This is a genomic window from Pseudomonas sp. NUPR-002, from assembly GCF_056322725.1.
The window spans coordinates 5,304,242-5,324,691 of record NZ_CM150476.1; the positions used below are offsets into that span (position 1 = coordinate 5,304,242).

General features: G+C 60.1%; 22 protein-coding genes and 1 pseudogene. 8 read left to right on the forward strand and 15 right to left on the reverse strand.

What is annotated here, in order from left to right; all coding sequences use genetic code 11:
• Positions 1–2: 2 nt before the first annotated feature.
• Entirely contained in the window at positions 3–1,304 is a 1,302-nt protein-coding gene (hmgA, locus tag ACVWSC_RS24470) for a homogentisate 1,2-dioxygenase (RefSeq protein ID WP_442109620.1), read from the reverse strand.
• 173 nt (positions 1,305–1,477) lie between these two features.
• Here hmgA and ACVWSC_RS24475 point away from each other — a divergent pair, with 173 nt between their 5' ends.
• A complete protein-coding gene (locus ACVWSC_RS24475; protein ID WP_442109622.1) occupies positions 1,478–2,263 on the forward strand; it encodes an IclR family transcriptional regulator in 786 nt (261 codons plus the stop codon).
• Between the two features lie 274 nt (positions 2,264–2,537).
• Here the strand turns inward: ACVWSC_RS24475 and ACVWSC_RS24480 are convergent, their stop codons facing one another.
• The 5 genes from ACVWSC_RS24480 to ACVWSC_RS24500 form a co-directional block, all read right to left on the reverse strand.
• Positions 2,538–2,888 (reverse strand): hypothetical protein, encoded by a 351-nt coding sequence (locus ACVWSC_RS24480; protein ID WP_442109624.1) that lies wholly within the window; start codon positions 2,886–2,888, stop codon positions 2,538–2,540.
• A gap of 121 nt (positions 2,889–3,009) precedes the next feature.
• A complete protein-coding gene (locus ACVWSC_RS24485; protein WP_442109626.1) occupies positions 3,010–3,921 on the reverse strand; it encodes an SDR family oxidoreductase in 912 nt (303 codons plus the stop codon).
• Positions 3,922–4,050: 129 nt separating this feature from the next.
• Positions 4,051–4,956 (reverse strand): alpha/beta fold hydrolase, encoded by a 906-nt coding sequence (locus ACVWSC_RS24490; RefSeq protein WP_442109628.1) that lies wholly within the window; start codon positions 4,954–4,956, stop codon positions 4,051–4,053.
• 186 nt (positions 4,957–5,142) lie between these two features.
• The gene (locus ACVWSC_RS24495; RefSeq protein ID WP_442109630.1) at positions 5,143–5,829 is read right to left on the reverse strand and encodes an LrgB family protein; all 687 of its coding nucleotides are present in this window, start codon (positions 5,827–5,829) and stop codon (positions 5,143–5,145) included.
• On the reverse strand, positions 5,819–6,205 hold the full coding sequence (locus ACVWSC_RS24500) for a CidA/LrgA family protein (RefSeq protein ID WP_442109632.1): 387 nt from the start codon (positions 6,203–6,205) through the stop codon (positions 5,819–5,821). Before ACVWSC_RS24500 ends, ACVWSC_RS24495 begins: the two co-directional genes overlap by 11 nt.
• A 97-nt stretch (positions 6,206–6,302) precedes the next feature.
• Between ACVWSC_RS24500 and ACVWSC_RS24505 the strand changes: the two genes are divergently transcribed.
• The gene (locus tag ACVWSC_RS24505) at positions 6,303–7,190 is read left to right on the forward strand and encodes a LysR family transcriptional regulator (protein WP_442109634.1); all 888 of its coding nucleotides are present in this window, start codon (positions 6,303–6,305) and stop codon (positions 7,188–7,190) included.
• Here the strand turns inward: ACVWSC_RS24505 and ACVWSC_RS24510 are convergent, their stop codons facing one another.
• Positions 7,191–7,646: a flavodoxin gene (locus ACVWSC_RS24510; protein ID WP_442109636.1), complete on the reverse strand. Its 456-nt coding sequence runs from the start codon at positions 7,644–7,646 to the stop codon at positions 7,191–7,193.
• A gap of 140 nt (positions 7,647–7,786) precedes the next feature.
• Between ACVWSC_RS24510 and ACVWSC_RS24515 the strand changes: the two genes are divergently transcribed.
• Both ACVWSC_RS24515 and ACVWSC_RS24520 read left to right on the forward strand, forming a co-directional pair.
• Positions 7,787–8,245, forward strand: a complete 459-nt coding sequence (locus ACVWSC_RS24515) for a PAS domain-containing protein (RefSeq protein WP_442109637.1) — start codon at positions 7,787–7,789, stop codon at positions 8,243–8,245.
• A 71-nt stretch (positions 8,246–8,316) separates the two neighbouring features.
• Positions 8,317–8,934, forward strand: coding sequence for a hypothetical protein (locus ACVWSC_RS24520; protein ID WP_442109639.1), 618 nt, complete (start codon positions 8,317–8,319; stop codon positions 8,932–8,934).
• On the opposite strand, the gene ACVWSC_RS24525 is transcribed toward ACVWSC_RS24520, so the two are convergent.
• Entirely contained in the window at positions 8,919–9,869 is a 951-nt protein-coding gene (locus ACVWSC_RS24525) for a MerR family transcriptional regulator (RefSeq protein WP_442109641.1), read from the reverse strand. The genes ACVWSC_RS24520 and ACVWSC_RS24525 overlap by 16 nt on opposite strands.
• A 225-nt stretch (positions 9,870–10,094) precedes the next feature.
• Here ACVWSC_RS24525 and ACVWSC_RS24530 point away from each other — a divergent pair, with 225 nt between their 5' ends.
• Genes ACVWSC_RS24530 through ACVWSC_RS24545 form a run of 4 tightly spaced genes read left to right on the forward strand, consistent with a single transcriptional unit; the run spans position 10,095 to position 12,071 of the window.
• A complete protein-coding gene (locus tag ACVWSC_RS24530) occupies positions 10,095–10,664 on the forward strand; it encodes a putative antibiotic biosynthesis monooxygenase (protein WP_442109643.1) in 570 nt (189 codons plus the stop codon).
• A gap of 56 nt (positions 10,665–10,720) precedes the next feature.
• Positions 10,721–11,419 (forward strand): dihydromonapterin reductase, encoded by a 699-nt coding sequence (gene folM, locus ACVWSC_RS24535; protein ID WP_442109645.1) that lies wholly within the window; start codon positions 10,721–10,723, stop codon positions 11,417–11,419.
• Between the two features lie 24 nt (positions 11,420–11,443).
• On the forward strand, positions 11,444–11,740 hold the full coding sequence (locus tag ACVWSC_RS24540; RefSeq protein ID WP_442109647.1) for a DUF1244 domain-containing protein: 297 nt from the start codon (positions 11,444–11,446) through the stop codon (positions 11,738–11,740).
• Entirely contained in the window at positions 11,733–12,071 is a 339-nt protein-coding gene (locus ACVWSC_RS24545) for a HopJ type III effector protein (protein WP_442109649.1), read from the forward strand. The genes ACVWSC_RS24540 and ACVWSC_RS24545 overlap by 8 nt, the downstream gene beginning before the upstream one ends.
• Here the strand turns inward: ACVWSC_RS24545 and ACVWSC_RS24550 are convergent.
• The 7 genes and pseudogenes from ACVWSC_RS24550 to ACVWSC_RS24580 form a co-directional block, all read right to left on the reverse strand.
• A complete protein-coding gene (locus ACVWSC_RS24550) occupies positions 12,058–13,005 on the reverse strand; it encodes an alpha/beta hydrolase family protein (RefSeq protein ID WP_442109651.1) in 948 nt (315 codons plus the stop codon). The two genes, ACVWSC_RS24545 and ACVWSC_RS24550, sit on opposite strands and share 14 nt — an antisense overlap.
• A gap of 59 nt (positions 13,006–13,064) precedes the next feature.
• Positions 13,065–14,264 (reverse strand): enoyl-ACP reductase FabV, encoded by a 1,200-nt coding sequence (fabV, locus tag ACVWSC_RS24555; protein WP_442109653.1) that lies wholly within the window; start codon positions 14,262–14,264, stop codon positions 13,065–13,067.
• A 169-nt stretch (positions 14,265–14,433) separates the two neighbouring features.
• Positions 14,434–15,147: a methyl-accepting chemotaxis protein gene (locus ACVWSC_RS24560; protein ID WP_442114367.1), complete on the reverse strand. Its 714-nt coding sequence runs from the start codon at positions 15,145–15,147 to the stop codon at positions 14,434–14,436.
• Positions 15,148–15,288: 141 nt separating this feature from the next.
• A pseudogene (locus ACVWSC_RS24565) lies at positions 15,289–16,431 on the reverse strand (HAMP domain-containing protein); the annotation flags it as partial.
• 266 nt (positions 16,432–16,697) lie between these two features.
• Positions 16,698–17,531 carry a regulatory signaling modulator protein AmpE gene (gene ampE, locus ACVWSC_RS24570; RefSeq protein ID WP_442109655.1) on the reverse strand — a complete coding sequence of 278 codons (834 nt, stop codon included), beginning with the start codon at positions 17,529–17,531 and terminating at the stop codon, positions 16,698–16,700.
• The gene (gene ampD, locus ACVWSC_RS24575) at positions 17,528–18,094 is read right to left on the reverse strand and encodes a 1,6-anhydro-N-acetylmuramyl-L-alanine amidase AmpD (protein WP_442109657.1); all 567 of its coding nucleotides are present in this window, start codon (positions 18,092–18,094) and stop codon (positions 17,528–17,530) included. Before ampD ends, ampE begins: the two co-directional genes overlap by 4 nt.
• Positions 18,095–18,172: 78 nt before the next feature.
• Positions 18,173–20,359, reverse strand: coding sequence for a DUF1631 domain-containing protein (locus tag ACVWSC_RS24580; RefSeq protein WP_442109659.1), 2,187 nt, complete (start codon positions 20,357–20,359; stop codon positions 18,173–18,175).
• Positions 20,360–20,450 lie beyond the last annotated feature (91 nt).

Below are 20,450 nucleotides of genomic sequence, written 5' to 3' on the forward strand. Positions count from 1 at the left end.
GGTTATCTCCGATGTGGGGTGAAGGTGCTCGGCAAAGTCGCCCAGCATCTATCGTAGTCGGCCTGCAGTTGCGGGCATTCAAGAGCATGGCGGCTCGGACGCAGCACCTGGCTGGTCTCGAACATGAATGCCATGGTGTTGTCGATCTTGTTCGGTGCAAGATCGACGGCAATGGCCTTGGCGCACGTCTCGGCGTCTGGGCCATGGGCACTCATGCAACTGTGCAAGGACGCGCCACCGGGCAGGAAGCCTTCGGCTTTGGCATCGTATTCGCCCTTGATCAGCCCCATGAACTCGTTCATCAGGTTGCGGTGGAACCATGGTGGACGGAAGGTGTTCTCGGCCACCATCCAGCGTGGCGGGAAAATCACGAAGTCGAGGTTGGCCATGCCCGGCACGCTGGTCGGCGAGGTCAGCACGGTAAAAATCGATGGGTCCGGATGGTCGAAGCTGACCGTGCCGATGGTGTTGAACCGGCGCAGGTCGTATTTGTACGGCACGTTGTTGCCGTGCCAGGCGACGACGTCCAGTGGCGAGTGGTTGAGCTCGCAGCCCCACAATTCGCCGAGGAACTTTTGCACCAATTGCACCGGGCCTTGCTGGTCTTCGTAGTGGGCCACCGGCGCGAGGAAGTCGCGAGGATTGGCCAGGCCGTTACTGCCGATCGGGCCCAGGTCTGGAATTCGCAGCGGGGCACCATGGTTTTCGGCAATGTAACCGCGTGCCTGGCTGTCGAGCAGTTCGACGCGGAACTTCAAGCCACGCGGCAGCACGGCAATTTCCAGCGGTTCGACCACCAGCACGCCCAGCTCGGTTACAAGGCGCAGGCGGCCCAGCTCCGGCACCAGCAGCAGTTCGCCGTCGGCGTTGAAGAACACCCGCTCCATCGAGCGGTTCACGCAGTAGTTGTAGATGCTGATACCGGCAGGTTTCTCGCCAGCCGAATTGGCGGCCATGGCTACCCAGCCATCAATGAAATCAGTTGGCTCACTCGGAATCGCCTGTGGGCTCCAGCGCAGGCGGTTAGGCGTTACTGCGCCCAACGGGCCGCCGGCCAACTGCCGCTCCAGACGCTCGAAGCGCGGGTGCAGGGCCGAAGGGCGAATGCGGTACAGCCAGGTACGGCGCTGCTCGCTGCGGCTCATGGTGAAGGCGGTACCGGAGAACAACTCGGCATACAGGCCGTAAGGGGCCTTTTGCGGCGAGTTCTGCCCAACCGGCAAGGCGCCAGGCAAGGCTTCGCTGGCGAATTCGTTGCCGAATCCGCTCAAGTAATCGAGGACGGGGGTGCTTTCGAGGTTCATCGAGCCTCCGGGCCCAATGCAGGCCGGTTGATGGCAGTTGGCTGCAAACCGTTCGCGGTGGCAGTCGCTCTGCGTTATTTTTATCGTAATTACATTACGCATAACGTAATTTGATTGACGAAGACCGTCAAGCTATAAAGACGCCCACCTCGACTACCCGGATCGAATGCACCATGGCCAAAGCCAGCTCCCCCGCCGACAGCGCCGGCAAACAGAAGGTCCGCTCGGCCGAAGTCGGTACCGACATTCTCAAGGCCCTGGCGCAACTGTCGCCCTCGACCTCGCTGTCGCGTCTGGCCGAGCATGTCGACATGCCCGCGAGCAAAGTGCACCGCTACTTGCAGGCGCTGATTGCCAGCGGCTTTGCCGAACAGAACCCGGCCACCAACCACTATGGCCTGGGCCGTGAAGCATTGCGTGTGGGCCTGGCGGCGCTGGGCGGGATGGACGTACTGAAAGTCGCGGCCATGCCGCTGTCACAGCTGCGCGACGCACTCAACGAAAGTTGCTTCATTGCCGTTTGGGGTAACCAGGGGGCAACGGTGGTCAACATTGAACCCGCAGTGCGCGCGGTGACCGTGGTTACCCAGATTGGTTCGGTGCTGCCACTGCTCAGCTCATCGACCGGTCTGGTGTTCGGCGCCTACTTGCCGGAGCGTGAAATCCTCGAACTGCGCGAGCAGGAGCTGGCGGTATCGGGGCACAACGCCAGTGAATATGAAACCTTGTTTGCCAGCATCCGTGAACGCGGCCTGCACCATGTCCATGGCTTGCTGATGCCTGGCGTCGACGCGCTCTCGGCGCCGGTATTCGATGCCATGGGCAAGATTGCCGCCGTGTTGACCGTGGTGGGCCCGACCTCGATTTTCCACGCCGACGAACAAGGCCCGGCCGCTCAGCAATTGCTGGCGGCAGCGAAATTGATCAGCTGGCGCATGGGCTACGAAGAAACGCCTTGAGTGTGCCGGGCACTGTTGCCAGAGGCGCAACAGTGAATGTCACAATTGACTATTTTTCCTTCCAAGTCAGCGTCTTATCCTGTTTACAGCTGGGGCGCAGCCTGCGCTTTCTGGCACCAGGTTCACCGACGTTGATTTTGAAGCTCCTTGATCTGCGTCTTACTTGGCCGCTGCTTTGCAGCGGCCTTTTTTATGCGCGTGTAGGAGCGGGCTTGCCCCGCGAAGCGTTGTGTCTGACCAACCGCAATCGCGGGCCAAGCCCGCTCCTACCGGTTTAATCGTCGCTATCGTCGAAGTGAAAACGATGCAGCACGCGATGGGCAATGGGCGCCAGAATCAATCCGATGCTGGCCACGAATACCAATCCCACATACAAGCCATAAGCCGCGAAGAACAGCTTGCCGCCCATACTCTCGGGCAAGATCACCGGCCCTACCCCACCCAGCAGCAACGTGGCGTTGAAGATCGCATCGTGCAAGGGAATGTGCGGCTCAAAGTACAGGTGCCCAAGCACGCCGAAGAGAATCGAGGCCACCAGCAACAGGCAAGCCGCCAGGGCATGGCGCAACAATCGAAAGCGAAATTGACGGGGCGACAGCACGGCCTCGGTCTTGGACTCGTACATCCTCTGTACTCCTGCATCGGTCATGGCCGCCCAGCATAGGCAGGAACTTGCGGCGACCTCAACCGGCTTGCCCCGCGATGCGGTGTGTCTGAACTAACGATATCGCGGGGCAAGCCCGCTCCTACAGGGCGAACTTTTGCAGGTTGGCCATCATTTGCTGCAACGCCTCCAGGCTGTCGCGCGGGTGCACGGCGTCGGTAAAGTCACCCACCGCCTGCCAGTTGGCCGCGACATCCTCCGGCGTAAAGCCTTGATGCGGGTTGAAGCCCACGCCGAGACTGCGCTCCCAACGCACTTTACCCACCCAGCCACCGCCCACCTCATACAAGCCGCCGCTGTCCTGGCACTGCTCGCTGCCCAGGTAAACCACCAGCGGGCTGATCAGCTCTGGCTTGAGCTGTTCAAAGACTTGCTGCGGAATCAGCCCTTCGGTCATGCGCGTGCCGCCAGTGGGGGCAATGGCATTGACCAGGATGTTGTGCTTGCGCCCTTCAATCGCCAAGGTACGGGTCAGGCCATAGAGGCCGAGCTTGGCCATGCCATAGTTGGCCTGCCCAAAGTTGCCATAGATACCAGAAGTCGAGGCGGTGAAAATCACCCGCCCTGCGTTCTGCTCACGCAGGTGCGGCCAAGCGGCACGGGTCACCTTGTAGGCACCTTCAACATGCACGCGATACACCTGATCCCAGTCGCTGTCTTCCATCTTATGGAAGGTCTTGTCACGCAGGATGCCAGCGTTGTTGACCACCACATCGACGCGGCCAAAGGTGTCCAGCGCCTGCTCGACAATCCGCTGACCATCGGCCACTGAATCGTGGTTGGCCACCGCAGTGCCGCCAGCGTCACGAATCTGCGCTACAACGCAGTCTGCCGCAGAGGCGCTCGCGCCTTCGCCATGGGCCGAACCGCCCAGGTCGTTCACCACAACCTGTGCACCGTGGTGCGCAAACAGCAAGGCATGAGCCCGCCCCAAGCCGCCACCAGCACCGGTCACAATCACCACTTTATCGTCCAGGCGTACCGATTCGTTCATGCTCAACACTCCAGGGAAACCAGCAAGGAATGCCCGAGTGTCGGCCAGCACCTGCCAGCACACAATCAAGCGGGCTCCGGGTGAATGGCAGGCAATAAGGTCAGCCGATGATAAAACCGGCCTGGCCGCTCAGGACCAGGCCACTCTCTGCGCAATCGTTGCCAGCGGCTGTTCGCGAAACGCCAGATAGTGGCGCAGCACCTGTGCCGGTGCTTCGGTGTGGGGGTAGTGGCCGATGCCTTGCAGCAATACGGTATCGGGATTGGGTACCAGTTGCTGGTAGCGTTCCAGCATGTGGGCACCAGAGACGGGATCGACTGCACCGTTGATAAAGCGCAGCGGTACGCCCTCTTTTTGCAGGGCCGCGACCCAGCGCTCACGATGCACCACCCGTTCAGGCAGATAGCCGATCAACTTGTGCAGGATCCGGGTACCGCGGTTGGCTGCCACCAGGCTCCAGCAGTCATCCAGCGCACTTTCACTGGGATGCGTGCACGGGCCATAGACCTGCGTCACGTTACGCACCAAGTCGTCGCGCCCGAACGAGCGAGCCACCAGCCAGCCCAGGCGGCTGAGCAACAGTTTCTGGATCAGCAGGGTTCGATGCCGCTCAGGAAACAATCCACCGTTGAGAAATACGCAACTGGCGATGTTCGCGCGCCCTTCATGATGGCGTGCCAGCAGCTCTTGGGAAACGCTGTCACCGTAATCATGGGCAAATAGATGCACCGGCTGCTCAACCTTCAGGTGTTCGAGCAGAGCCTGCTGCAAATCGGCCTGCTCGATCAGGCTGTAGTTATGATTCAGGGGTTTGGCCGAGTCGCCAAACCCGAGCATGTCGCAGGCAATTAGCCGAAAGCGCTGGGCCAGTGGTGCCCACAGGTAGTGCCAGTCCCAACTGGCGGTGGGAAACCCGTGGATAAGCAGTAGCGGTTCACCTTGCCCTGCTGTCCAGTAACGAATCGTCTGGCCGCGGAACGAAAAGTTCAGGCCCCGGGTACGCCAGACGCACAATGGAATCTCGGCCAAAGGCATCAGCGTAACCCCGGTAAAAAGAGGAGCGTTGTGTTGAGCAAGGCATCAGTTGCGATCATTGCAATCACCTCGGCACATTCGTGTGCTCTACTGCGGGACAGTCTAGTAGGCCCACCGTCGAAGGTAAGTTGCATTGGCAGCCAGCTTATTGACTCTGTGAGTCAGGCCGTCAATAAGCGCGCTCGGTCACACTATAAGTACCAGTAACGGTGCGGCGAACAAGTTGAGTAAGCCGGTCAGCACCATCACCAGGCCTGCCACAGAGCCTTCTTCCCCCCCTACTTCATGCGCCCGGCTGACCCCGGCGCCATGCGCCCCGACCCCGAACAGCGCACCACGGGCTAAGGGTGTGCGCAGCGGCAGGAACTTGAGCAACACGCCACCGAGCATGGCCCCCAGAACACCGGTGAACATCACGAACACCGCCGTCAACTCAGGCACCCCACCTAAATCCTGCGCCAGCGGCATGGCGAACGGTGTAGTAATCGAACGGGGCAGTAACGACAAGCTCACGGCGCTGTCGAGTGACAACAAATGCGCCAGGCCCCAGGAGCTGGCAATGGAGGCCGAACTGCCGACCAGCATGCCCATTGCCAGTGCTGGCCAATGGCGCGCCAACAGGGCGCGCTGTTGCCAGATCGGTATGGCAAACGCCACCGTTACCGGCCCCAGCACCGACATCAACCAGTGGGTGTCACGCGCATACTCGGCGTACGCGGTGTTCAACGGAATAGCCACCGCCAGCAGCAACACTGGCACCAAAATCAGCGGCGACAGCAGGTAGCGCCCAGTGCGCCGATACAACCAGCGGCTGCCCAGGTAGGCCAAAAGCGTCAGCGCCAGCCAGAATAAAGGCATCGGTTCAAAGGTCATGGCGCATTCTCCAGCGGCATACCCATTCCACGGTCAGCGCGGTCAGCACCATGACCACCAGGGTACTGACCCCGATGACCAGCAGAATCCGCCAACCCTCGTCACGTACCAGGCTGCCGTAATCAAGCAGGCTCATCAGCGCCGGTATAAAGAACAGCAGCATTTCAGCCATCAACAAACCAGCGCCCAACTGCAGGGCCGCCGGCTTCAGCCAGCCGAGAGCGAACGCCACTAACAGCAACGCCAGGCCCATCACCCCACCGGGAATCGGCCAGCCGAGCCAGGCCGCCAGTTGGCCGCCGAATGCATACAGGGCCAGAAACACCGTCAACTCGGCAAGCAGGCGCAGGAAGCGTTTGATTGATGCAGGTTTCATCGCAGGGGACCTCTTCAAGGCTTTATTTTAGAGGCCCGTTCGCTACGCTAAAAACGAATTGTTAGACTAGCTTCCATTCCACAATGGAATTTCGATCATGGAATTCAAACAGCTGCGCAGCTTCGTTGAAGTGGTCCGCCACGGCGGCTTCACCCAGGCATCGCAAACCCTGAACATCAGTCAGTCAGCGGTGAGCAAGCAAGTGGCTCAGCTGGAACAGGACCTGGGCGTGGTACTGCTTGATCGACAGGGATCGCAACTGCACCTGACAGACGCCGGAAAGATCGTGCTGGAACGCGGCGAAACCCTGTTGCGTCTGCGCCAGGAACTGAGAAACGAACTCGATGACCTCAGCCATCTGGGCCGTGGTGAACTGCGCCTGGGCCTGCCTTTGCTGGGCAGCGATGCGCTGTTTGCCGGACTGTTTGCCGAATACCGGCGGCGTTATCCGAACATCAGCATTCATTTGCTTGAAGGCGGTAGCCGCAGCGTCGAGCAGGCGGTATTGAGCGGCGAACTGGAACTGGGTGGCAGCTTGACGCCGAACGATCCGGCGTTTGCCTTCCAGCCATTTTGCAATGAAGCACTGGATGCGCTACTGCCGATCGATCACCCACTGGCCAATAATGGCCAGATCAGCCTGGCGCAGTTGGCCGATACGCCGTTTCTGCTGTATCAACGCAGCTTCGTGCTCAATGATCGGCTGCTCAGTGCCTGTCAGCAGTTGGGGTTCACCCCACGCGAAGGTGGGCGCAGCGGCCAGGCTGACTTTCTCGCAGCGCTGGTCGCTGCCGGCCAGGGTGTGGTGTTGCTGCCCCGCGTGGTGGCGCGGGGCCTGGAGCGCCCGGGGGTGGTTCGCCTGGAATTGAGCGAACCCGCAGACTTGCGTTGGGACATCGCTTTCATCTGGCGCCAGGGCGCCTACCTGTCGCGTGCCGCCCAAGCCTGGCTGCAGCTGCTACGCGAGCAACCGCAGCCGGGCTGATCAGCCGCGCAGGTTGCCGATCAGCTCAGCTAGCCACGGCTCGGCGTCAGTTTCCGGGGTGACTGTTTCGCTGGCATCCAGGCGCAACATTGGCTGCACCTCGTTGATGCCCAGTTCGGCGAACAGTTCGCGCATTTGCTCGCCACCGCCACAGAAGGTGTCGCCATAGCTGGAATCGCCCAGGCCAATCACCGCACCCGGCAGCCCGCGCCAGGCGGCTGGCAACCGATCACGTATTTCGCTGAACAGCGGCATCAGGTTGTCGGGCAGCTCACCCATACCGGTGGTCGAAGTCACGGCCAGGAAGGCTTCGGGGGCAAAGCCCTGGAGGTCTTGCAAGGTCGCGCGGGCAGCGTGCCAGGCCTCGAAACCTGCGGCCTTGAGCAGTGCCTCGGCATGCCGTGCGACTTCTTCGGCCGTACCGTAGACCGACCCGGAAAGGATAGCGACTTTCATAGTAGATTCCGAAACTGAGTAAAAACGTAGGATACTAGCATCGGACACTGGCAAAAGGCCGCATTCTTCACGTGTGAGCCCCAGACCAATCCTCTAGAATCAGCCAGCGCGCCTAACCGACTACCTTGCGAACCCTGCCGATGATCAACGCCCAACTGCTGCAACGCATGATTGATGCCTCCAACGACGGCATTGTGGTCGCCGAACAGGAAGGCGATGACGACACCATCTTGATCTACGTGAATCCGGCATTTGAACGCCTGACCGGCTATGAGGCCAACGACATCCTCTACCGCGACTGCCGCTTTTTGCAGAACGATGACCGTGATCAGGCCGCACGCGATGCGATCCGTGCCGCGATCAAGAGCGGCCAGCCAAGCCGGGAAATCCTGCGCAACTACCGCAAGGACGGCAGCGTATTCTGGAATGAGCTGTCCATTACTCCGGTGGTCAACGAGGCCGACCAACTGAAGTATTTCATCGGCATCCAGAAAGATGTCAGCCGTCAGGTCGAGGCCGAACAGCGGGTAAAGCAATTGGAAATCGAGCTGGCGCAGGCACGGGCACGCATTGCTGAACTAGAAAACGACCAACGGTAAAACTAAACCACCGAATGGTTGTCCATGACGGTGACGAAACGCATTCACGACTGACACGTTCGAGTTCGACCATGCAAGCAAACGCCCTCCTGACCCAGGATGAGTTGGATTTCATCAGGTCCATGCAGCACGCCCCACAGCCCGCGTCGGCTGAGTCGTTGTCGCGCCTGATGGTCAATGCTGGCAGCGAAATCAAAAGCCTGCTGACGCAATTGATTGCCCAGGAACAGGTCACCTTGCAGGCGCAGTTCGATAACCACCAGATGACCTTTCCCCTGCACCTGGTCGAAGACGAGTTCCATTCCCTGCAGTTGCAACTGGGTGCACCGCACATCTACGAAGAAGGCCCGATGGTGCGGCCATGGCGCCTGACCCTGGCAACGCCGCTGGCGCTGGAAGATGAGCTGGGCCTGAGTACCGGCCTGTGGGTGCGGGAAATTTCGTTCAAGGGCGTGTTGCTGGAAGTACGTGATCAGCCCAAACCACCGAGCCGCTTCGACCTCTGGTTCGCACCGGATCATTGCGCCCCGATTGCCCTGCACGGCGTGCTGCAGCGCCGCACCGGCCGCAACCTGGCGGCCTACAACCTGAGTGGCAGTCAGCCGTCAGAAATCGAACGGCTGCGCGAGTACATTCTCCAGGCCCATCGTCAGGCCCATCCGGAGTTACACCCTCAGCTGTCCAGGTGACCGGCCAGGTATTGCTGCAAGCGTCGGCGCATCAAACGACCTTCGCTGCCCAGGCAAGCCACTTGCGAACCGATCAAACTATCCTGGGCCAGGTCGGCGGCCTCCCCGGCCAACAGCACGGGGCATTCCACAGTCAAGGCCAGGCGGGCCAGGCGCTTGGGCAGATCTTGCGCTGGCGGGTGGTTTGAGAACAGCACCAGTGCGTGGGGCGTCATGCGCTCACACACCAGGCCCAGCTCTTCTACAGGCTGACCCAGGCCTAACACTGTCACGCCGATATCGCTGCTCCCCAACAGCAATGCCGCGACCAACAACTCCAGCTCACGGCAATGGCCAGGGATCGCCGCGAGCAACACCCTGACTTCTTGCTGTTCGGCAGAGAGTTGCAGCCGCTGCAACACACGCCCACGCAGAAATCCGTCGAGAAACAGCCATTCGCTGAAATGGCCAAAGGCTTCTTTGGTACTGCGAAGCTCCTGCCACACCGGCAAAAAGATGTCCTGGAACGCCACTACCAACGGGTAGCTGCTGAACACCTGGCCGTAAACCTGTTCCAGGCGCTGCGCGTCAAACGCTCTGACGGCCTGGCGCAGTTGCAACTGCCATTGTTTGTAGTCACCCACACAAGCCTGGATAGATACAGGCTCGGATTGCGGTTTCAGGCTTTGGCTGCGGGCAAGCACTTTGCCGACCTTGCTGACCGCCACGCCCCGCTCGATCCAACCCAAAATGGTGCGGACTTCTTCAATATCGGCGTGAGAATACAGGCGATGCCCACTTTCGGTGCGTGTTGGCTGAATCAGCCCATAACGACGCTCCCAAGCCCGCAAGGTGACCGGGTTGATACCGGTCAAACGCGACACTTCGCGAATGGGGAAGAGTTCCTCGTGATTGAGGTCGCCAGGACTCAACGAAGGCTGGGCAGGTTCAAGCATTGCCGGAAAACCACGATATTTGGGGGACGTGGCCCATTCTACTCTGGGCAACGGGAGAGCGACCACGCCCATTTCTTTGAGCAGGTATGACGTCAGCACTGACGAGTCAGGTTAATTCAGGAATAATCTGCGCCCGATTTTTGCATGCAAGCAGATGCCGTCCACCACCCCGGACGCATTTCATGGGCAGGCCACCCGCCACGCCCAGTTGCCAGGAGATACACAATGTCTACCCCTCCGGTTACCTTGATGGTGACACGCCGCGTCGCTGCCGGCCGCTATCAAGACCTCATGAGCTGGCTGCACGAAGGCGAACAGCTGGCCACCGACTTCACCGGCTACCTGGGCTCCGGCGTCCTGGCCCCACCGCCCCAAGGCGATGAATTCCAGATCATCTTCCGCTTCACCAACGAGCAGACCATGCAGGCCTGGGAGCACTCGGCATCGCGCAAGGCCTGGCTGAGCCGCGGCAATGGCCTGTTCGAACAACCGCTGGAACTACGCGCCAGTGGCCTGGACGGCTGGTTTGGCACCAATCCGGTGCAGCGCCCACCGCGCTGGAAACAAGCGGTGGCAATTTGGCTGGCGTTCTTTCCGGTCTCGTTACTGTTCAATCTGCTGTTCGGTCACTGGTTGAGCGCTCTCGAACTGGTGCCGAGAATCTTGCTCAGCACGCTGGGGCTCACGCCGTTGATGGTGTACTTCTTCATTCCGCTGTCGACCCGTTTGCTGGCCAATTGGCTCAATACCCCGGCGCGCCGCCCCGGGCCGCAGGGTGCGCGCAACCCCGCCTAGTTCGGGTATGCTGGGGGCTACCTGAAAAGAACCTGAAAAAGTTGACCGCCCCCACCATGAACAGCCCAATTCTTGTCACCGGAGCCAGCCAGCGAGTCGGACTGGCGCTGGCCGTGAACCTGGCGCAGGCCGGCCATACCGTGGTCAGCGCCAGCCGAAGCAAAAGCCCTGAGGCGGCCCACCCCAACATCATCCAGTTCCAGGCCGACCTGTGCCGGGAAGACGACCGCCTGGCCCTGATCGAACACCTGCAAAACCACTATGACGGCCTGCGCGCCATCGTCCACAACGCCTCACTGTGGCTCGATGATGACCTGGCCAACCTCAACACCATGTTCAAACTGCACGTCGAAGCGCCCTACCACCTGAACCTGGCGCTGGGCGAGCAACTGCTGAAAATGGACAAGGCCGACATCATCCACATCTGCGACGAGACCTCTTCGCGCGGCAGCAAGAGCCACATTGGCTACGCCGCCACCAAGGCCGCATTGCAGAACATGGTGCTGTCATTTGCCGAAAAGTACGCACCAAAGGTCAGGGTCAACGCCATCTTGCCAGGGCTGCTGATTCTCAAGGAGAACAGCGATGAAGCCTACCGCAAGCAAACCCTGAAAAAGGCCCTGCTGGAATTCGAGCCTGGCGCGCAGCCTCTGATCGAGGCCGTGCAGTTTCTGCTCGAAAGCCAATACAGCACCGGCAGCAATGTGGTGATCAACGGTGGCCGCCACCTGAAAAGCCGCATCGCGGTAGACTGACGCATCTTTGTGACGAGAACGACCATGAACGACCAACAGAAACTCGAGCTCGAAGCGGCGGCGTTTCGCCGTCTGGTAGCTCATCTGGACAGCCGCAAGGATGTGCAGAACATTGACCTGATGAACCTCTCCGGCTTCTGCCGAAACTGCCTGTCCAAGTGGTACAAGGCCGCTGCCGATGAGCGTCAGATCGAGCTGAGCATGGACGAGGCCCGCGAAGTGGTCTACGGCATGCCGTACGCCGATTGGAAAGCCCAATACCAGAAAGAAGCCAGCGCCGAACAGCAAGCGGCGTTCGCCAAAGGAAAACCCAATGTCTGATCTGAACACCCTGCGCAGCAGCCTGAAATCGGGCGAACATCAATTCGCCGACACCCTGGCCTTTATCGCCGCCCACTACGACTACCAGCCGCAAGCGTTCAACAACGGTGGCGTAGAAAGCGCTGCCGGGCAGAACGAAGGCTCCTGCAAGACCCTGGGCCTGGCGCTGCTTGAAGGCCTGAGCACTGAAGAAGCGCTGCTGGCCTTTGGCGAGCATTACCGCTCGGTGCTGGCTACCCCTGAAGGTAGCGACCACGCCAACATCCGCGCCCTGATCAAACACGGCCTGAGCGCAGTGAAATTTGCCGAGCAGCCACTCAAGGCTCGCTAAACGCCGTCAGGCATCCTGGCGTGTCGTCGGCCAGTTGCCCCTGCTGCAACCACTGCAGGGCAATTGGCCAGAGCCGTTGCTGGAAGCGGTTGTGGAAAAAAGCGAAATGGCCAATCTGCGCCACATCGATATCGTCAGGTGCGATACGCAGATGGCTACGGTCGCTGGATGTGAAGTAGCCCAGTAAACGTTCGATCGCCGGGATCGTACCGAAAGGGTCATCGGTCAGGCTGATCGCCAGGGTTTGTGCTTTGACCCGGGCAAACGGCAAGTCCGCCACCGTTTTCGCGCTGGGGCGCAGCTCATAGGTTGCGGTCCTGGTCGTCCAATCCTGTACCACGCCTGCAGGCGTGTCCTCCAGCCAGCCCAGGCGCTTGCCCGGAAAATAGCCAAACACCCGCGTCAGCAAGGGCATCACCAGGTGCCATTTGCCCAACAGTTGCCAGCGACTGTCGGCGGCATAGTCCCGCCAGTAAGCGAACTGTGCCCCCACGGTTACCAGCCTGCGCACCTGAACTGACGACGCCGCCAGCCCCGCCGCGCAGCCACCGAAGCTGTGACCGACGACATCAATCGGCTGCCCGGGAAACTCGCGCACCGCGCGCTGCACCATGGCCTCGAAATCCAGCGCCCCCCAATCAGTCCAGGAGGCGTTGAAATGACGCATGGAGGCTGGGCGCGACTCACCGATGCCGCGATAGTCATAGGTCATGACATCGAAGCCGTGGCTGAACAGATACTGGGCAAATCGCGCGTAATAGCTGCAACGCACCGAGGTTGCGGCGTTGATGATCACAACCGGGCGGGTGGTGTCTGGCAGCTCATGGCGCCAACAAAAGCCACCCAGCAGGTAGCCATCGCCTGCACGCTCTTGAAAAGCGCACGCGGTGTTGCTGGCGGCTGGCAAAGGGGGAAATGTTTCGAGGCTGCTCATAGGGAAACCTCAAACAGTCACTCCCGCCGCGCGAACGCAGCGGGGGTGGACAGGGGTGATTACAGCTCGATGCAGTCGAACTGTACGTCAGTGGCAACGTCGGCGTCATAGTCGACATCCGCACGCTCGAAGCCGAACAGGTTGAGGAACTGCTTTTTGTAACCGGCGTAGTCGGTCAATTCAAACAGGTTCTCGGTGGTCACCTTAGGCCACAGGGCCTTGCAGGCATCCTGCACGTCATCACGCAGTTCCCAGTCGTCCAGACGCAGACGGCCTTCGCTGTCCAGCTCTACTGGTTTGCCGTCTTCACGGTACATACGATCACGGAACATGCGGTCGAGCTGGTCTTGAGTACCTTCGTGGACCTTCTTCTCTTTCATGATCTTGAAGACCATCGACAGGTACAGCGGCATTACCGGGATGGCCGAGCTGGCTTGAGTCACAACCGACTTGAGCACAGCAACGTTAGCAGAACCACCAACCTTCGTGCCGAGACGCTTGGCAGTTTCGTCCAGATCCTGCTTGGCTTTGCCCAGCGCACCGTGCCAGTAGATTGGCCAGGTGATCTCGGTGCCGATGTAGCTGAAGGCTACGGTGCGAGCTTGCGGTGCCAGCACGCCTGCTTCATTCAGGGCATCGATCCACAGCTCCCAATCCTGACCACCCATGACGGTCACAGTGTCAGCAATTTCTTGCTCGGTAGCGGGTTCGATGGCCGCTTCGATGATCGTGTCTTTGTTGGTGTCGATAGCGGTCGACTTGTACGGCTCGCCGATCGGCTTGAGTGCCGAACGCACCAGTTCACCAGTCTTCGGCAGCTTGCGCACTGGCGATGCCAGCGAGTAGATCACCAGGTCAACCTGGCCGCCCATTTCGTTTTTGATCAGCTCGATAACCTTGGCGCGTGCTTCGTCAGAGAAGGCGTCACCATTGATCGACTTGCTGTACAGGCCTTCTTGCTTGGCGAACTTGTCGAAAGCAGCAGCGTTGTACCAGCCAGCGGTACCGGCTTTGGTTTCAGTGCCCGGTTTTTCGAAGAACACGCCCAGGGTGTCAGCGCCAAAACCGAATGCCGCAGTGATACGTGCCGCCAGGCCATAACCGCTGGAAGCGCCGATCACCAGGACCTTTTTCGGACCATCCTTGCGCACGCCCAGCTTGCGGGTGGCTTCGATCTGATCACGTACGTTCAGCTCGCAACCGGTCGGATGCGTAGTGGTGCAGATAAAACCGCGAACTTTAGGATGGATGATGGCCAATGTCTGTACCTCTTCAGTGAATATGCTGAGGGAGCCGAATCGCGAGGACTCGAGGTTCCGTTGCTGTGAGGGTGAGACTACACCCGCAGCGTTGCCGACACATCCGACTCCCCGGAATCCTTCAGGGCGCTACTTTGTCACAGCGTGGAAAACTTCAGCAACCGCTGCCTCAGACTCTAAATGCACTGATCAAGCGCTTCAATTCCATCACCTGGGCTGACAACTGGCGGCTGGCATCCTCGGTTTGATGCGCGCCCTGGGTGGTGTGTTCGGCGGCGCGATTGATTTCGACGATGTTCTGGTCAATGTCCTGAGCCACGGCAGTTTGTTGTTCCACTGCAGCAGCGATCTGCTGGTTCTGGTCAACGATACTGCCGACTGCGCCGAGGATGTTCTCCAGCGCCTGCTGTACCTGCTGTGACTGCTCGACGGTGCCAGCCGCCACCTGATGGCTGGCGTCCATGGCCTTGACCGCCGCACCGACACCATTGTGCAGCCGGGAAATCATCTGCTCGATTTCTTCGGTTGAATGCTGGGTACGCTTGGCCAGGGTCCGCACCTCATCGGCCACCACCGCAAAACCACGTCCCTGCTCGCCGGCGCGTGCGGCTTCGATGGCCGCATTGAGAGCGAGTAGATTGGTCTGCTCAGCGATGCTCTTGATCACCTCAAGCACGCGGCTGATCGCCTGGCTGTCACTGGCCAGCTGGTTGATCACCTCCACCGATTGATCGATTTCCCCGGCCAGGCGCACGATATTCCCCTGCTGGGACTCGACCAGACCACGACCACTGACGGTTTCCTGATTGACGCTATGGGCACTGTTGACCGCAGCGGCGGCGCTGCGCGCCACCTCCTGGGCGGTCGCCGACATCTGGTTCATGGCCGTAGCCACCTGTTCGATCTGCCCACGCTGGCCGCTGACCGCCTGATTGCTGCGTGCCGATACTGCATGCACCTGCTCGGTCTGGCGCTCCACCTCTAGCACCGTGCGCCCCACCTGCTCGATCAGGTCATGGATGCGCTGCACTGTGCCGTTGAACACCTGGCCCAACTCCCCCAGCTCATCGCGGCTGTTGGCGCGAAAATTCACGGTCATGTCGCCGGCCGCAACCTTGTCCATCACCGCACCGAGGGTTTTCAGGGTATGCCGGGTTGAGGCGTAGAAGCCGCCGTACAGGTAGACAATCAGCAAAAATACAGCGGCCAGGGCCGATACCAGCAGCACCATGTGCAACTGATGCTTGCCCAGGCGCTGCTGCAATTGCTGGTCGAGGAATTCGCCAGTGGCAGTGTTCAGCGCATAGGTCTGCGCCATCAGGTTGCTGACCTGCTGATAAAACGCAGACCAGGGCGCGTCGAGGGTGTCGGCCATGACCACCTGCTCTTCGATCATCTCGCCCGCCCGCTTCAACGACGCCTGGCTGGCAGCGGCCAAGGTACCGAGTTGCACGTTTGCAGCAGGATCGCTGGCCAATGCATCTTCGACCTTGAGTGCGTAGTTGGCGGCGAGTTTGTCCAGACGCTGCAACACATCTTCAAAACGCGTACTGGTCGCCGAATTGAGAAAGCCCTGGCCCAGCGAATAAGCGCCCATGGCCCGGCCGTCACCGAGTATCTGGGTCACCTCCGGGGTGACAGTGGTCATCAACTCAGTGAGTTGGCGAATCACCGGGTCGCTGTCCTGATTAAGGCCGGCATGGCTGGCGATCAATTTGCTCAGCACCTGGGCCTGGCCTAACAGTTTGTCCAGGTGGGCAACCTTGCTTGTCAGTGAAGACTCCGCCTGCGCGGTCTTGAGCACGCTGAGCATTTCGTCGCGCTTGGCACGAAAATCTGCGGCCTGTTGCTCATCAACGGTCACGGCGTTGAGCCCGGCGAGGCGGCTCTGCACCTGTTGTTGGAGGCGCGATATCTGCGATTCCAGATCCGCTGCCTTCCCCGACTGCCCGAGCACGGCATTGATCTGCACCAGGCTACCCAGGGCCTCCAGATCACCTCGCAAGGCCAGGCTGCTGTTGAGCAGCGCAAGGCTCTGCAACTCGACCTGGGTTGCTCGGAACTGTGCGTAGGAGTCGCGGACCAGATAAAAGTTGGTCACCAGCATGGGCAGGAAAAACAGAATACTAATCAGGCTGAACTTCATCCCGAAGCTCAAACGATTCATCAGCGCGATGGCCGGATACAACAGGCTCTTCACGGGCAGTCCCCTCCGATTCTTATTGTTCTGCGCGCACAATGGCACTAGGCCACTGATGTTTTTCACCAGCCTCTGTATAGCGCATATCGGAACGGGGTTTTGTAACTTAAGGTTAAGCAGCAAAAAATCTGCGTGTAGGAGCGGGCTTGCCCCGCGATTGCGATCCAACAGACACACCGCAATCGCGGGGCAAGCCCGCTCCCACAGCAAGCCCGCACAATTAGTAGTAGGGATCAGCCCAGCACGGTCCACAGGGCGAAGCAGGCGTACCACAGCACCGCAGAACGCAGCAGCAGTTCCCACAGTGAATCCAGCCCTACCAACCCCTCGGGGCCTGCAGGAGCACCTTTAGGCATCTCTCCGGCAACATGACCGACCGCTGCGATCAATCGGGCCGCCGGGATGTTCCAGTGCAACAGCTCATGCAGCATCACCCGGCTGACGGAAACAAAGTTACCCACCAAGGCAAAGCTCACACCCAGCACCCGCACCGGTGCCCAGTCGAAGGCATGGCGCAATTGCTGGGCACGTTCGCGCAGCGCTGCAGATTGGGAATGTTCCGCCGTCAGCGCGAGCAAGCGGTAGGCCAGCGCCGCGGCAGGCCCCAGCAGCACATACCAGAAAATCACCGCAAAAAAGCTCTGGTAGGCTTGCCACAATAGGTGGCCCTGAACCCGTTCCAGCAGCGAAGAAGCATCGTCTCCGGTCACGCCCAGATCGCGCTCGGCCACATGCACCGCAGCCTGCTCATCGCCCCGCCGCCAGGCATCGCGAAACGGGCCAAGCGAGGCTTTGACATCGCCTCGGCCCAGGCTGTAGATCAGCACCAGTAAGTGCAGCGGGAGTGCCAACAAACCATAGGCAACCGGTTCCAGCACTTGATCCAACATGGCCAGCAACAGCACTGGCGCGAGTACCAGGATTGAAAGCACCCACCACGGATGCGCCTTGCTGTTGCGCTCCAGGCGCGCCAGTTCGCTGCGAAAGAAGCCATCGCGTTGCAATTGCTGACGAAAGGCCGAGAACTTCTCGACCCACAGCACCAGTAACAACACCAGAAAACTCATGATTCGCCCCCATTTCCTTGCAAGGCCGCACGATAGCGCGGCCAGTCAAAGGCCGGCCCCGGGTCGGTCTTGCGCCCCGGAGCGATGTCGCTGTGGCCTTGAATCCGTTGTGCGTCGATGGCCGGCCAGGCAGTCTGGATCTGCTGGGTCAACGCCTGCAAAGCCTGGTACTGAGCATCGGTAAATGGCAACTCGTCGGTGCCTTCAAGCTCGATACCGATGGAAAAGTCGTTACACGCCTCACGCCCGGCAAAGCTGGACACCCCGGCATGCCAGGCACGATCCAGGCAAGAAACGAACTGAGTGACCTTGCCGTCACGCTCGATGAGAAAATGCGCAGAGACGCGCAGATGCTTGATCCCTTCAAAATACGGGTGTTCATTGGGGTCCAGGCGGTTCTGGAAAAACTCCTGGACCTTACCGGTAGCGAACTGCGCCGGCGGCAGGCTGATGTTGTGGATCACCAGCAGGGAGATAACCTCGCCTTCGGCACGGGCATTGAAATTCGGCGAGGGGCAATGGGTAATACCGGCGAACCAGCCTGTAGCGCGGTCCAGTTGCATAGAAGATCCTGAGGTACAAGAGCACAGCCCCAGTATGCCCCGAGGCGTGAGCGGATGCATCGTAAAACGTGTAGCACGCTAGCGTGCCTGGTGGCGGCGCAACTGACTGACCACTGACTCCAGCGCCCGGTCGAAAAGCAAGGTGTCGTCGAGCAGGCGCGCATTGCCACGGCGCAAGGCAACCGCCAGTGCCATGGGTGAAAACTCACGCGCCTTGAGGCCGGTGCGGTTGGCGAAAATCAAGGTGTCGGTGCTGTCGATCCGGGCAATCAGTTTGCAGCGCAGCCCCTCACCCTCTTCGATCAGCTCCAACCAGTTGCCGATACGCAGGCGCTGCACTTGCAGTACCGCCGGATCATCATCTGCCAGACGCACCGGGCTCTGGACCGGCGCCGGATGCTCTGGACAGGCCAGAACGATTTCGTCGAGCACCAACACCCGCTCGGACTCCTCCGGGACCGCCTCGAAGCTGGCGTAGCGGCTGTCGAACGCCTGAACGTGCAAGGCTTCCAACTGGGCAAAGAATTCACGGGTGGCAAACGGATCGAACGCAGCGCTGGCCAAACCATCGCGCAAAGCCTTGAGCAGACCGGGTACCACCTCCAGCAGGCGTCGCAATGCCTGCGGTTGGCTGTGCAGTTCGACACTCCAGATCAGCTCATCCATGGTTTCCAGCCCCTGCAGCCAAGCGGGCGAGGTGTCCCCATGTTTAAGACAAGCGAGCAACAGCGTCTGGCTCCAGGCCTCTTCGATCAAGCGCACCACAAATTTGGGTAATGTCTTGCCCAGCAGGCGACGGTTGATTTCCTGTTCCACCCGCTGACGCGCAAGTTGGGCCCGGGCGCGGCCCTCTTCAGCATCGCGGGTACGTTGCTCCAGCAGTTCATTGCGTCGGCGCTCATCACTGTTGAAGGCAAGAAACTCGGCCAGCAATTCGGAAAAAATCGCCGGATCATCGTCAAAGTCGTTGAGCAGACGTTGCACGATCTTTTCCACCCGCACATACAGCGCATCGCGCTGACAATCGTCATTGGCGCCCCAGCCCATGGCGGCGGTAGCCATCTCATTGAGCAAGCGCCGCGCCGGATGGTTGCCGCGGCTGAAGAAGCTTTTATCCAGTACCGCGACTTTGAGCATCGGAATCTGCATGCGCCCGATCAAGGTGCGTAACGACTGCGGCAGGTTGTGATCGCCCAGAATGAAGTCGAAGAGCATGGCGATCAGGTTGATTACATCCTCATCAACGCCCTCGACTTTGCGGTAGGTGCCGCTCTTCATGCTAACCCGAGTCAGTAATTGCTCAAGCTGCTGATGCAGGTCGAAGTCGTCAACCTCGCCACCAAGCGGTACGTAGTGTTGCAGGTGGGAGAGCAGGCGCAACAGGTCGTGAGTACTGATCGGCTGCGTCGGATTGCACGCTTCGACCCGTGGCGCGACCCGCCCGCGCACCCTCGACAGCAGCGTCTGCAGCGAGGTGAACACCGCCTGTTCATTGGCATCGAGCTCAGCCTGCGGCGCCCCGCCCTGGCCGTGGCGGGCGCATTGCGGTGAACGTTCAACCGGGTGCACCGAAACACGCCGCGCCGGCACTGCCTTGAGCTGCGGCAACACACCGGTGGCGACCAATAGTTGATTGGCTTCCGCGTATAACTGATCGGCATCCTGCAGAACATAGCGCTCGAACAATTGCAGGATAATCAGCTTGACCTTGACGCCAACCCCCAGGGTGCGCCCGGCCTGAAGGAAGTACTCGCAGAGCATGGCCGGCCCCAACGGATTGCCCAAGTCATCCAGCGCCTGACTGGTCAACGCCGAAAAGCGCAAGGTCAACTGGTTAAGCGCGAGGCCATCTCGGGTCAGGGCGCGATCGACCATGACCTCCAGGGCCGCAGTGCGCTCCAGCGCCTCTTTACTTTCCGGTGCAGGCGTTGCGTAGCCCCCGGTAATCGTGGGGGCGTTCTGGCCGAGGCGCGCGAACGCCTCATAGAAGCGATCGAGGAAGCCGCGCTCGATGTTCATGCGTTTGTGGCGCAAATCGCGCATCGCTTCGAACAGGGCGTTCTGTGCGCTGTTGCTGGCGGCCTTGTCGGCCATTTCGAACAGGGTATCGTCAGCATTGTCGAACAGCGCCTGCAGGCCTTGGCGCAGTTGCAATGCGGCTTTGTCGCGAACTTGCAGGAGCACTACCGGTAGACGAGCAAGAGGCGCGTTGAACGCCTGATCGATGGTTGCCTTGATCGGCACCACCTTCCCGTCATTGTGCATCCCGAACTCCTTGCAGGGTAATCTTGAAACTGAGCGGCAGATCGTCAAAGCCATGACGTCAAATACAAGTCGCATTATCTGGCAAAATCAA